The organism is Pseudomonas sp. B21-012, assembly GCF_024749305.1.
Classification (GTDB): domain Bacteria; phylum Pseudomonadota; class Gammaproteobacteria; order Pseudomonadales; family Pseudomonadaceae; genus Aquipseudomonas.
This window is the reverse complement of the sequence record NZ_CP087197.1, coordinates 1,589,991-1,602,798: the sequence shown is the minus strand read 5'-3', so window position 1 is coordinate 1,602,798 and position 12,808 is coordinate 1,589,991. Positions and strand designations below refer to the sequence as shown.

Below are 12,808 nucleotides of genomic sequence, written 5' to 3'. Positions count from 1 at the left end.
GTTTCGAGTCAGAGCAGATCACATGGCGTTGCCGACCTTAAGGATCATTGGTTTCATCATCGGCATCTTCCTGATCACCCTGGCGATCAGCATGGTCGTGCCCATGGCCACCCTGGTGATCTTCGACCGCACGGGCGACCTGCCGTCGTTCCTGTGGGCCAGCATGATCACCTTTATCGCAGGCCTGGCGCTGATCATCCAGGGCCGCCCCGAGCACGTGCACCTGCGCCCGCGCGACATGTACCTGCTGACGGTCAGCAGCTGGCTGGTGGTGTGCATCTTCGCCGCCCTGCCGTTCCTGCTGACCCAGCACATCAGCTACACCGACGCCTTTTTCGAAAGCATGTCCGGCATTACCGCCACCGGCGCCACCGTACTCAGCGGCCTCGACAGCATGTCGCCGGGTATCCTGATGTGGCGCTCGCTGCTGCACTGGCTCGGCGGTATCGGCTTTATCGCCATGGCCGTGGCGATCCTGCCGCTGCTGCGCATCGGCGGCATGCGCCTGTTCCAGACCGAGTCCTCGGACCGTTCCGAGAAGGTCATGCCACGCTCGCACATGGTCGCCAAGTCGATCGTGCTGGTGTACATCGGCATCACCACCCTCGGCGCCCTGGCCTTCTGGCTGGCGGGCATGAACGCCTTCGACGCGATCAACCACGCTATGTCGGCGATTTCCACCGGCGGTTTCTCTACCTCCGACCAGTCCCTGGCCAAGTGGGACATACCGGCGGTGCATTGGGTAGCGGTGGTGGTGATGATCCTCGGCAGCTTGCCGTTCGCCCTGTACGTGGCGACCATCCGCGGCAACCGCAAGGCGCTGATCAAGGACCAGCAGGTCCAGGGCCTGTTGGCGATGCTGGTGGCGACCTGGCTGGTGCTTGGCACCTGGTACTGGGCCACCACCAACCTGCACTGGCTCGACGCCCTGCGCCACGTGGCCCTGAACGTCACCTCGGTGGTCACCACCACCGGCTTCGCCCTGGGCGACTACAGCCTGTGGGGCAATTTCTCGCTGATGCTGTTCTTCTACCTGGGTTTTGTCGGCGGCTGCTCGGGCTCGACCGCTGGCGGCATCAAGATTTTCCGCTTCCAGGTGGCCTACATCCTGCTCAAGGCCAACTTGAACCAGCTGATTCACCCCCGGGCGGTGATCAAGCAGAAGTACAACGGCCACCGCCTCGATGAAGAGATCGTGCGTTCGATCCTGACCTTCTCGTTCTTCTTCGCCATCACCATCTGCGTCATCGCCCTGGCCCTGTCGCTGCTGGGTGTCGACTGGATGACCGCCCTGACCGGCGCCGCCAGCACCGTATCGGGCGTCGGCCCGGGCCTGGGCGAAACCATCGGCCCGGCCGGCAACTTCGCCACCTTGCCGGATGCGGCCAAGTGGATTCTGGCCTTCGGCATGCTGCTCGGGCGCCTGGAGATCATTACGGTGCTGGTGCTATGTATGCCGGCGTTCTGGCGTCACTGACCGGCGGATCCTCTACCGGGGCCACCACGGCCCCGTTCAAGCGCGCCCGGTACTCGCCAGGGGTGACATCGAACCAGCGGCGAAACGCCCTGAAAAAATTGCTCGGGTCGGCGAAACCCAGAAGATAGGCAGCCTCCAGCAGGGTCATGTTGGCTTGCGCCAGGTACTGCTCGGCAAGCTCGCGGCGGGTATCGTCCAGCAGCGTCTGAAAGCTCGTGCCCTCTTCCTGCAAGCGCCGCTGCAAGGTGCGCTGCGACAGGTGCAGGGCCTGGGCGATGGTTTCGCGCTTGGGCTCGCCCTGGGGCAAAACCCGGCACAACACCTGGCGCGCACGATGGGTAACCCGGCTTTCCGAGAAGCGCGCCAGGTATTCGCCAGCAAAGCGGTCGTGCAAGGTGGCCATGGCCTCGTTGGCCGTCGGCAGCGGCGCCTCCATGTCAGCGCGCTCGAACACCAGCGCATCGTAGGGCGCGCTGAACACCAGCGGGGCATGGAATGCGGTCTTGTAAGGGCCCAAGTCCTTGGGCTGCGGCCCCTGGACCAGCACCCGACGCGGCTGGATCACTCGCCCGCTGAGCCAGCTGCACAGCGCCAGGGCGCAGGCCAGCGAGGCTTCGGCACTGTGCCGGGTGGGTGGCAGGTGATCGCCATGCACGGTCAGAATCAACGCATAGCCGTCGGGCTCAAGGCGAAAACTCAGGTCGGAGCTTTCGGCGATGATCCGCTGATAGCGCACCAGCCGCTCGAAACCTTCGGCCAGGGTGCGGCTCGACATCAGCGCGTAGCCGACCACATGAAAGGACGCCGGGCGTACCACCCGCGCCATGTTCAGGCCAATCGCCTGGTTGCCGGAAAGGTCGACCGCCAACTGCCACAGGCGGGTCATGGAGTCCTGGGTGAAGCGTGCGTCGGGATCGTCCAGTGCGGTGAAATCCAGGCCAAGTTGCTTGAACATGGCACGGCAATCGAGCCCTTCCAGTTCAAGTGCCTTGACGATCCCTGATGCCCAGCTTGCTGACGTGGTTCTTTCGCTCATGGCTGGCTTCTTTTGTTACCGACAAGCCGCTCCTGCGGCGATCTCAAAGGATACTCAATTGGCGCCTATTGTCACTGCTCTGTAGTGTTACTCACTCTAGACTCAGATCAGGCTCCACGCCGTGTATCTTCGTCAGATTGACCAGACTCTGGAGCAGTGTCGTGAACAGCCCTCAGCAATTTCGCAGTTTTGCCGAGTTCTACCCCTATTACCTGGGTGAGCACAGTAATCCCACCTGCCGGCGCCTGCATTTCGTCGGTACCAGCCTGGTCATCGCCGTACTCGCCTTTGCCCTGGGCAGCGGCAACTGGTTGCTGCTGCTGGCCCTGCCCTTTGCCGGTTACGGCTTTGCCTGGGTCGGGCACTTCTTCTTCGAGAAAAACCGCCCCGCCACCTTCAAGCACCCGCTGTACAGCCTGATTGGCGACTTCGCCATGTACCGCGACATGCTGCGCGGCAAGGTCAGCTTCTGATTTCGGCCCGCAAGGTCAGAAACCCGTCCCGTGCGGCCACTGCCCCGACCAACGGTACAGGTAGAGTGCCCTGAAACCCCGCGTTTCGGAGCGCCGATGAACCAGCAAGCCCGCTTTAACCACATGCAGGACGGTACCGAGCAGGACTGGGCAATCATCGCCGAGGATTTCAGGGCCTATGCCAGCCAGCTGGCCGATCGCATCCTGGCGCACCTGCGGCTGCTCGATGGCGACTTCGGCGGCTTTCCCATCGACCGCCTGAGCCACTCCCTGCAAACCGCCAGCCGCGCCTGGCGTGACGGGCGCGATGAAGAGTACGTGGTCTGCGCGCTGCTGCACGACATCGGCGACACCCTGGGCAGCTATAACCACCCAGACATCGCCGCCGCCATCCTCAAGCCGTTCATCAGCCCGGAAAACCTGTGGATGGTAGAAAAACACGGGGTGTTCCAGGGCTACTACTTTTTCCACCATCTGGGCATGGACCGGCACCTGCGCGAGCAATTCCAGGACCATCCGCAGTACCAGCAAACCATCGAGTTTTGCGCCAAATACGATGCCGCTGCCTTCGATCCGGGCTACGACAGCCTGCCCCTGAGCTTCTTCGAACCGATGCTGCAGCGCCTGTTCGCCCAGCCCCGGCAGTCGATCTACAAGGCCGCGCTAAAGCAGCCCGCCGCCACTGCCTGAATCCACCAGCTCCCCCAGCCCGGCCTGGCGCCGGGCGGCTTCGGCCTGGGCGTCGGCCAGGCGATAAAGCTCGATGCTGCCGTCCCAGTGCTCGATCAGTGCCGTGCACGACTCGACCCAATCACCGCAGTTGAGGTAATCCACCTCGCCGACCTTGCGGATCTCGGCATGGTGAATGTGCCCGCAGACCACGCCATGAAAGCCGCGCTTGACGCATTCATGGGCGATTGCCTCCTCGAAGTCGCTGATGAAGCTGACTGCGGTCTTGACCTTGTGCTTGAGGTACGCCGACAGCGACCAGTAGCCGTAGCCATAGCGCGCACGCCAGTGGTTGAGCCAGCGGTTGAGGGTCAGGGTGAATTCATAGGCCGAGTCGCCGAGGAACGCCAGCCAGCGGTGATAACGGGTGATCACGTCGAACTGGTCGCCATGAATCACCAGCAGGCGCCGGCCATCGGCGGTAAGGTGCTCGGCCTGGTCGACCAACTGGATATTGCCCAGCACCAGCTTGGAGTAGCGACGCAGGAACTCGTCATGGTTGCCGGTCACGTAGATCACCTCGGTGCCGCGCTTGCTCATGGTCAGCAGGCGGCGGATCACGTTGGTGTGCGCCTGGGGCCAGTACATGCCGCCGCGCAGCTTCCAGCCATCGATGATGTCGCCGACCAGGTAGATGCGATCGGCCTGGTAGCCTTTGAGGAACTGCGACAGGTGCTCGGCCTGGCAATCCCGGGTGCCCAGGTGCACGTCCGAGATCCACAGGGTGCGCACGCGCTGTTTGCGCGAGGGTCTGGCAAGCTCGGCACGGGTCATCGGCAGGCTCCGGGAAGGTTTGCGCCAGCTTGCCAAGCAGCGGTGAATCGAACGTGACCGCCCGGTGTCGGTCTGATGACATGCCCGGCCCGCCTGCTTGCCTGTACACTGCTGCGATTGCCGGAGGAGCCTTCGATGAGCCGCGCCCCGATACTTTCCCTGCGCCATTATCGCCACGACCTGATCGCCCATAGCCACGACCATCCGCAACTGGTGTTCGGCCTGCGCGGGCGCCTGGAGTTCGAGGTCGAAGGCCGCGGCGCGCAGCTGGACCGCCAGGACCTGATGGTGGTCCCGGCTGGCCGCCATCACACCTGCGGCAGTACTGTCGGCAGCGATTGCCTGGTGCTGGACGTCCCGGTCGACAACTGGCTGGGCCAGAGCCTGGGCGCGCACCTGGACGCCAGCCAGCGCCTGCTGGAGCGGGCCGGGCCGTTGAGCCTGGACACTCGCCAACAGCAACTGGTCGACTGGCTGGCGGCCAGCTCGATCAACGATCCGCTGATCGCCCAGCACGGTGCAGTGTTGCTGCTGGCCAGCCTGAACGGCGGCGCGGCGCCCGTTGCGCCGACAACCTCACTGCCCTATGCCCGCTTCGATGCGCATATCGAGCAGAACGCCGCCTACCCGCTGCAGGTGGCCGACCTGGCGCGCCTGGCCGGGCTTTCCAGCGCGCGCCTGCATGCGCGGTTCATGGCTGAATGCGGGGTCACGCCCATGGACTATGTACGCCAGCGTCGCCTGCTACGCGCGCGGCAGCTACTACGCGATACCCGCTTGCCGATCGGCGATATCGCCTGCCAGGTCGGCTACAGCTCGCAAAGCGCCTTTGCCGCCGCCATGCTCAAGGCCTTTGGCAGATCGCCCGGTGCCCTGCGCCGCGACTCTGCCGACAATTGACGCGAGGACCGCGACAGACAGCGCCAGCGCCGCCCCCGTAAACTGGCGCCGCTGCCCTGCTCTCTGACAAGGACCACCATGAATCACCGCACTGCCCTCGGCGCCCTGCACATCGGCGCACTGTTTTTCGGCCTGACCGGCGTGTTCGGCAAACTGGCCAGCGCCGCACCGGCGATCATCGTCTTCGGCCGAGCCGCTTTTGCCGTGCTGGCATTGGCCGTGTTCGCAGGCTTTGCGCGCAAGGCCTGGCAGCCCCTGCAGGCCCGGGACTGGCGCCGCCTGCTGCTCGGCGGCGTACTGCTGGCCGGGCACTGGGTGAGCTTTTTCATTTCGGTGAAAGTCGCCGGTGTCGCCATCGCCACCCTCGGCTTTGCCAGCTTCCCGGCCTTTACCGTGATCCTTGAAGGCCTGCTGTTTCGCGAGCGCATCCGCACCAACGAGATCGTCCTGGTGCTGCTGGTGAGCATCGGCCTGGTGCTGGTAACCCCGGACTTCGACCTGGCCAGCCAGGCCACCGGCGGCCTGCTTTGGTCGCTGCTGTCAGGCCTGCTGTTTTCACTGCTGTCATTGACCAACCGTGCAGGCTCCGGGCGCATCCCGGCGGTGCAGGCGGCACTGTGCCAGAACGCCGTGGTCGCCCTGTGCCTGTTGCCGGTGGCCGCGCCGGCGCTGGGCCGCGTCAGCGCCATGGACTGGCTGTGGATCGGTCTGCTGGGGTGTTCTGTACCGGCGTCGCCCACAGCCTGTTCGTCGCCAGCCTGGCGGTGATCAAGGCGCGCACCGCTGCCGTGGTGTTTGCCCTGGAGCCGGTCTACGGCATCGCCATGGCGTGGTTGATCTTCGCCGAAACCCCGACTTTGCGCATGCTTATGGGCGGTGTGCTGATCATTCTCGCCATCGTCATTTCCAGCCGCCTGGCGGCCGGCAATCAAGTAGGCAAGGCGGCGCTCGCCGAGGGCTGAGGGTCAGGGCCGGTCGTTGTGGCCCAGATCACGCTGCGGGTCGATCTGGTCGCGCACGCGCTGCTTGAGCACCTTGGCTTCAGGGAAGCCGCCATCGGCCTTGCGCTCCCAGATCTGCACGCCGTCGCAGGTAATACGGAAGGAGCCACCGGTGGCGGGTTCAAGGGCCACCCGCGCCAGATCGTCGCTGAAGGTGCTCAGCAGTTCCTGGGCCAGCCAGGCGGCACGCAGCAGCCATTGGCACTGGGTGCAGTAGGTAATGACAATTTCCGGTTTAGGCGCGGACATACACTGAAGGTCTCCTGACAGGTGGGCGCGCTTATACTAGCGGTCTTTAGCCTTCGCTCCGAGAGTCATGATGCACCGCCTGCTGTTATCCCTGCTGCTGATGTTCGTTTGCTTCCCGCTGCTGGCCGCCGAAGCGCCCCGACCGAAAGTCGGCCTGGTGCTCTCCGGCGGTGCTGCCCGTGGCCTGGCCCATATCGGCGTGCTCAAGGCCCTGGAAGAACAGGGCATCAAGGTCGATGCGATTGCCGGCACCAGCATGGGCGCGGTGGTCGGCGGCCTGTACGCCTCCGGCTACAAGATCGACGAACTGGAAAAGCTCGCCCTCAACATCGACTGGCAGCAGGCGCTGTCCGACGCGCCGCCGCGCAAGGACGTGCCGTTTCGGCGCAAGCAGGATGACCGCGACTTTCTCGTCAAACAAAAGCTCAGCTTTCGCGACGACGGCAGCCTGGGCCTGCCGCTGGGGGTGATCCAGGGCCAGAACCTGGCGCTGCTGCTGGAAAGCATGCTCGCCCACACCAGCGACACCCGCGACTTCGACAAGCTGCCGATTCCCTTCCGCGCCGTGGCCACCGACATCGCCAGCGGCGAAAAGGTGGTATTCCGTCGTGGCCACCTGCCCCAGGTGATTCGCGCCAGCATGTCGATCCCGGCGGTGTTCGCCCCGGTCGAGATCGATGGCCGGCTACTGGTCGATGGCGGCATGGTCGACAACATTCCCCTGGACGTCGCGCGCGAGATGGGTGTGGACGTGGCCATCGTCGTCGATATCGGCACCCCGCTGCGCAGCCGCAAGCAGCTGGCAACCGTGGTCGATGTGCTCAACCAGTCGATCACCCTGATGACCCGACGCAACTCCGAAGAGCAACTGGCAGCGCTGCACCGCGACGACATTCTCATCCAGCCACCGCTGTCGAGTTTTGGCGTCACCGATTTCGGCCGCGCCCAGGACATGATCGACGCCGGCTACCGCGCCGCCCGCGCTTTGGACGCACGCCTGGCGGTGCTCAAGCGCCCGCAGGCCAGCGACGGCGAGCTGCTGGCCGCACGCTCGCCGAGCCAGCGCACACCGGTGATCACCGCGATCCGCATCGAGAACGATTCAAAAGTCAGCGACGACGTGATCCGCTACTACATTCGCCAACCCATCGGCGAGCCACTGGAACTGGGCCGCCTGCAGACCGACATGGGCACCCTGTACGGCCTCGACTACTTCGACCGGGTCCAGTACCGGGTAGTGCACAAGGGTGACGACAACACCCTGGTGATCAACGCCCGTGGCCGTCGCGGCGGCACCGACTACCTGCGCCTGGGTCTGAACCTGTCGGACGACATGCGCGGCGACAGCGCCTTCAACATCGGTGCCAGCTACCGGGTCAACGGCATCAACTCCCTCGGCGCCGAATGGCTGACCCGCGCGCAGATCGGCGACCAGCAAGAGCTGTACAGCGAGTTCTACCAGCCGCTGGATGCCGGCTCGCGCTATTTCATCGCGCCATACATTGACCTCGGCTCGCAAAACATCGAGGCGACCCTGGACGACGACCCGATTGCCGAATACCGTCTGGAGCGCTATGGCTTCGGTCTCAACTTCGGTCGGCAGATCGGCAACAACGGCGAAGTGCGCTTTGGCGTCGGCCAGGCCTGGGGCCAGGCTGAGGTGCGCATCGGCGACCAGGACCTGCCCAAGGTCAACTTCAACGAAGGTTTTTACGAGCTCAAGTACTCGTTCGACAGCCTCGACAACGTCTACTTCCCCCACAGCGGCGAGGACATCAACCTGACTTTGCGCCAGTACGACCCGAACCTGGGCTCGGACCAGCGCTACCGGCAGTGGGACTTGAACATCGACAAGGCCATGAGCAGCGGCCCCAACACCTGGGTGGTAGGCGGGCGCTACGGCAGGACCCTGGATGATGCCGAAGTGGTCACCTCAAGCTTCGTGCTCGGCGGCGCCCGGCAGCTGTCGGGCTTTCGCCAGGATTCGGTATCCGGGCAAAACGTCAGCCTGATGCGCGTGGTCTACTACCGCCGCCTGACCCCACGCGCCTACCTGCCGCTGGACTTCCCGTTGTACCTGGGCGGTTCGCTGGAGCGCGGCCGGGCCTGGAACAACGACAACGAGTTCGACAGTGGCTACATCAATGCAGCCAGCATCTTCGTCGGTTTCGAGACGCCCCTGGGGCCGCTGAACTTCAGCTACGGGGCCAACAGCGAGAATCAGAAGGCGATGTACCTGAACCTGGGTCACACCTTCTGAGCAGGATCAGGACTTTTCCAGGTTGGCCAGGATCCGCGCATGGACGCGCATGCAAATGCGCATGTCCTCTTCGTCAACACCGACGAACAGCTCGGCGCGCAAGGCGTTGGCAATGGTTTCGATCTGGTCGATCAAAGGCTTGGCCGGTGGGCAGAGGAGGATTTTTTTCGCCCGTCGGTCTTCGAGCACCGCCTGACGGCGCACCAGCCCCTGGGTTTCCAGGCTATCGAGCAAGCGGGCCAGGGTCGGCCCCTCGACGCCGACACTCTGGGCCAGCTCGCGCTGGGTCGGCGCCTCGTCGAAACGAGCCAGGTGCAGCAGCACCAGCCAGCGGGCCTGGGACAGGTTCAGCCCGGCCAGGCGGCGATCCAGTTCGGCGCGCCAGCCGCGGGACATGTGTGCCAGCTGCATCCCGAATTTGTGTTGGTCGGTCAACGGCATAGAGAAACTCATCATCAGAACTAATTATTAGTCAGCTAACCATGACCGTGAGCCGCAGGCAAGGCTCATACGGCTGGCGGTGCTTCGATAATCGTTATAAATGATGACAAGGCCGGTTTTACATCTCGAATTCGGCAGCCAGCGCGGCCCGTACGCAATACAAAACACCTTCGGGCACTCGCCCGCCAAACTGCTCGGCAATCGCCGACACCGGCGGCAACTCGCCTTCACCATCGAGGAAGGTATCCTGAACTTCACCCAGCAGGTCTTCCGGCAGGTCCAGGGCCTGGTCCAGTGACAGCTCCTGGCGGCCAATGGCCTCGGCAAGCAGGCTGTAGACGTTCTTTTCGCTGCAGTTCAGCTGCCCGGCGATCTGCATCGGAGTCATGCCGGCGCGGGCCAGGCTGACCAGTTCGTGGCGCAGGTCGGTGACGATCTTTGGCGCTTCGACGCCGCCACCCAGCACTTCGAGGAAGGCTTCGCCGTAACGCTCGAGCTTGCGCGCACCGACGCCGCTGACCCGGCCCATCTCGCTGAGGCTGGTGGGCTGGCTGCGCAGCATCTCCAGCAGTGTCGAATCGGGGAAGATCACATACGGCGGCACGCCATGTTCTTCGGCCAGCTTGCGGCGCAACGCACGCAGGGCTTCCCATTGTTCGCGCTCTTCGCCACGCACCAGCTGGCTGGCCGGGCTGCCGCCACTGCTGCTGCCACCCTTGCTGCTGGTTTGTGGCTTGAGATCTTTACGCAGCTCGAGGCTGACTTCACCGCGCAGCAACGGCCGGCACGTGTCGGACAGGCGCAGGCCGCCGTAACCTTCGAGGTCAATGTCAGCCAGGCCGCGGGCGACCAACTGGCGGAACAGCGAACGCCAGTCGTGCTCGGAGCGGTCCTTGCCGACGCCGTACACGGCCAGTTTCTCGTGGCCGAAATTGCGGATCTTTTCGTTGTCGCGGCCCAGCAGCACATCCACCAGGTGGCCGACGCCATAACGCTGACCGGTACGGTACACCGCCGACAGCGCCTGGCGCGCAGGCTCGGTGGCATCCCAGGTCTGCACGCCATCGATGCAGTTGTCACAGTGGCCGCACGGCTGCGGCAACTCTTCGTCGAAGTAGTTGAGCAGGGTCTGGCGGCGGCAGCGGGTTTCTTCACACAGGGCGAGCATGGCATCGAGCTTGTGTTGCTCGATGCGCTTGTGGCGCTCGTCGCCTTCAGAGTTTTGCAGCATCTGCTTGAGCATTACCATGTCTTGCAGGCCGTAGGCCATCCAGGCATCGGCAGGCAGGCCGTCACGACCGGCGCGGCCGGTTTCCTGGTAGTAGGCCTCGAGCGACTTGGGCAGGTCGAGGTGAGCAACGAAGCGTACGTTGGGCTTGTCGATGCCCATGCCGAAGGCAATGGTGGCGACCATGATCAGGCCTTCCTCGTTGAGAAAGCGCCGCTGGTTGGAGGCGCGGGTCTCGGCAGGCAGGCCGGCATGGTAAGGCAAGGCCGGGAAGCCCTGCTCGCACAGGTAGGCGGCGACGTCGTCGACCTTCTTGCGCGACAGGCAGTAGACGATACCGGCGTTGCCGCGCCGCTCGCCGAGGAACGCCAGCAACTGCTTGCGCGGCTGCTCCTTGGGCACGATGCGGTAGAAGATGTTCGGCCGGTCGAAGCTCGACAGGAAGCGCTCGGCGTTCTGCAGGTGCAGGCGGGTGACGATCTCTTCACGGGTGCGCATGTCCGCGGTGGCGGTCAGGGCAATGCGCGGCACGTTGGGGAACAGCTCGGCCAGTTGCCCCAGTTGCAGGTACTCGGGACGGAAGTCATGGCCCCACTGCGACACACAGTGGGCCTCGTCGATGGCAAACAGGGCGATGTCGAGGGTACGCAGGAAATCGAGCATGCGCGGCTGCACCAGGCGCTCGGGGGCCAGGTAGAGCATCTTCACTTCGCCGCGGCGGATACGCCCGGCCAGTTCGCGCTGCTGCTCGGCACTGAGGGTGGAGTTCAGCGAGGCGGCGGCAACACCCAGTTCGTCGAGGGTCGCCACCTGATCGTCCATCAGCGCGATCAACGGCGAGACCACCACCGCCAGGCCCGGGCGCAACAGGGCCGGGACCTGGAAGCACAGCGACTTGCCGCCGCCGGTGGGCATCAGGACCAGCGCATCGCCACCCTTGGCCACGCATTCGATGATCGCGCCCTGGCGACCCCGAAAACTGTCGTAACCGAAGATGTCCTTGAGGACGCGCTGAGCCTGTTCGAGCATAAAAACTCCAAAAATCGCAGAACCATCCTGGGCACAGGCTGGACGAAAAACCCGCTGGCGACACCCGAAAATGCGTAAGCGGCTTTTACCCGACCCCCGAGTTGCAAGGGCCCTGGGATAAAAGCCGGGCATTATACCGGAGCCTGCGGCCTAGCAGGATGCTCTGCGATAGACGTCTTCCTTTGCCTCGTTTGCGCTGCAAGGTGCTAGAATTCAGTATCGTTTATTCCCAAGGTAGCCCCGTAATGTCCTTCGCCGAGCAACTGACCCGCCTGCAAGCCTTCCTCGACGCCGACGAGCTGCATGAAGAGGCGCTCGACTACGTGGCCGCCCACGGCTTCCTGACCGCGCTGTCGATCGGTGCCGAAGAGGTTCCCGAGCGCGAATGGATCGACGCCCTGTTCGCCGAAGAGCCGCATTACAAGGACGACGCCCAGCGTGAAGAGATCGAAGCCACGCTGATCCAGCTCAAAGCCCACGTTGCCCGCCAGCTGGCCAGCGACGAGGAATTCGAACTGCCGTGCGACCTCGACCTGGGTGAAGACCCGGACGACTCCGACCTGCGCGGCTGGTGCATCGGCTTCATGGAAGGCGTGTTCATGCGCGAAGAGGCCTGGTTCGAGACCGCTGAAGATGAAGTCAGCGAGATGCTCCTGCCGATCATGGTCGGTTCCGGACTGTTCGATGAACAGCCAGAATTCGAAGACATCGCCAAGGACGCCAACCTGCAGGACGACATGATCGTGCAGATCCCTGAAGCCCTGACCGCGCTGTACCTGCTGCTGCACGCGCCGGACGAGAAGCCAGCCCTGCTCAAGCCTCGCCACCACTGAGTCGGCATCCATGCGCTACCTGCTGCTGGCCATCGGCTGGCTCAGCGTCGCGCTGGGGGTGATCGGGATTTTCCTGCCGGTACTGCCGACCACCCCGTTCCTGCTCCTGGCTGCTGCGTGCTTTGCGCGCAGCTCGCCGCGCTTTCACCATTGGCTGGTCAACCACCCCAAGCTCGGGCCGTGGATTCGTGACTACCTCAGTGGCGAAGGCATTCCCCTCAAAGGCAAGGTCTACGCCATCGGCCTGATGTGGCTGAGCATCGGTTTGTCCTGCTACCTGGTGCCGCTGATCTGGGCGCGGGGGTTCATGCTCACCAGCGCGGTGCTGGTGAGCATTTACATCCTGCGGCAGAAAACCCTGCGGCGCCCGTCCTGAGA

The 12,808-nt window shown here is 64.1% G+C and carries 12 protein-coding genes and 1 pseudogene; 8 read left to right on the top strand and 5 right to left on the bottom strand.

Translation table 11 applies throughout. The annotated features are described in order from the left end of the window. The first annotated feature begins 22 nt into the window (after positions 1–22). On the top strand, positions 23–1,477 hold the full coding sequence (locus tag LOY37_RS07345) for a TrkH family potassium uptake protein (RefSeq protein WP_045200101.1): 1,455 nt from the start codon (positions 23–25) through the stop codon (positions 1,475–1,477). On the opposite strand, the gene LOY37_RS07340 is transcribed toward LOY37_RS07345, so the two are convergent. Beyond that, a complete protein-coding gene (locus LOY37_RS07340) occupies positions 1,434–2,513 on the bottom strand; it encodes an AraC family transcriptional regulator (protein ID WP_045200099.1) in 1,080 nt (359 codons plus the stop codon). The genes LOY37_RS07345 and LOY37_RS07340 overlap by 44 nt on opposite strands. A 161-nt stretch (positions 2,514–2,674) precedes the next feature. On the opposite strand from LOY37_RS07340, the gene LOY37_RS07335 reads away from it, so the two are divergent. Beyond that, complete coding sequence (locus LOY37_RS07335) at positions 2,675–2,986, top strand: DUF962 domain-containing protein (protein WP_093385834.1); 312 nt, start codon at positions 2,675–2,677, stop codon at positions 2,984–2,986. Positions 2,987–3,082: 96 nt separating this feature from the next. Further along, on the top strand, positions 3,083–3,676 hold the full coding sequence (locus LOY37_RS07330; RefSeq protein WP_258716562.1) for an HD domain-containing protein: 594 nt from the start codon (positions 3,083–3,085) through the stop codon (positions 3,674–3,676). Here the strand turns inward: LOY37_RS07330 and LOY37_RS07325 are convergent. Then, on the bottom strand, positions 3,650–4,489 hold the full coding sequence (locus LOY37_RS07325) for a UDP-2,3-diacylglucosamine diphosphatase (RefSeq protein ID WP_258716561.1): 840 nt from the start codon (positions 4,487–4,489) through the stop codon (positions 3,650–3,652). The genes LOY37_RS07330 and LOY37_RS07325 overlap by 27 nt on opposite strands. 135 nt (positions 4,490–4,624) lie before the next feature. Here LOY37_RS07325 and LOY37_RS07320 point away from each other — a divergent pair, with 135 nt between their 5' ends. Next, complete coding sequence (locus LOY37_RS07320) at positions 4,625–5,389, top strand: AraC family transcriptional regulator (RefSeq protein WP_258716560.1); 765 nt, start codon at positions 4,625–4,627, stop codon at positions 5,387–5,389. Positions 5,390–5,467: 78 nt separating this feature from the next. Next, positions 5,468–6,351: pseudogene (locus LOY37_RS07315) on the top strand (DMT family transporter). A gap of 3 nt (positions 6,352–6,354) precedes the next feature. On the opposite strand, the gene LOY37_RS07310 reads toward LOY37_RS07315, so the two are convergent. Further along, entirely contained in the window at positions 6,355–6,639 is a 285-nt protein-coding gene (locus tag LOY37_RS07310; RefSeq protein WP_258716559.1) for a SelT/SelW/SelH family protein, read from the bottom strand. 70 nt (positions 6,640–6,709) lie between these two features. On the opposite strand from LOY37_RS07310, the gene LOY37_RS07305 reads away from it, so the two are divergent. Continuing rightward, entirely contained in the window at positions 6,710–8,899 is a 2,190-nt protein-coding gene (locus LOY37_RS07305) for a patatin-like phospholipase family protein (protein WP_258597792.1), read from the top strand. Between the two features lie 6 nt (positions 8,900–8,905). On the opposite strand, the gene LOY37_RS07300 is transcribed toward LOY37_RS07305, so the two are convergent. Both LOY37_RS07300 and recQ read right to left on the bottom strand, forming a co-directional pair. After that, positions 8,906–9,340 carry a MarR family transcriptional regulator gene (locus tag LOY37_RS07300; RefSeq protein ID WP_045200083.1) on the bottom strand — a complete coding sequence of 145 codons (435 nt, stop codon included), beginning with the start codon at positions 9,338–9,340 and terminating at the stop codon, positions 8,906–8,908. A 118-nt stretch (positions 9,341–9,458) separates the two neighbouring features. Further along, positions 9,459–11,597 (bottom strand): DNA helicase RecQ, encoded by a 2,139-nt coding sequence (recQ, locus tag LOY37_RS07295; RefSeq protein WP_258716558.1) that lies wholly within the window; start codon positions 11,595–11,597, stop codon positions 9,459–9,461. 245 nt (positions 11,598–11,842) lie between these two features. Between recQ and LOY37_RS07290 the strand changes: the two genes are divergently transcribed. Continuing rightward, a complete protein-coding gene (locus LOY37_RS07290; RefSeq protein ID WP_045200079.1) occupies positions 11,843–12,430 on the top strand; it encodes a YecA family protein in 588 nt (195 codons plus the stop codon). 10 nt (positions 12,431–12,440) lie between these two features. Next, positions 12,441–12,806: a YbaN family protein gene (locus LOY37_RS07285; RefSeq protein WP_045200076.1), complete on the top strand. Its 366-nt coding sequence runs from the start codon at positions 12,441–12,443 to the stop codon at positions 12,804–12,806. Positions 12,807–12,808: the final 2 nt, after the last annotated feature.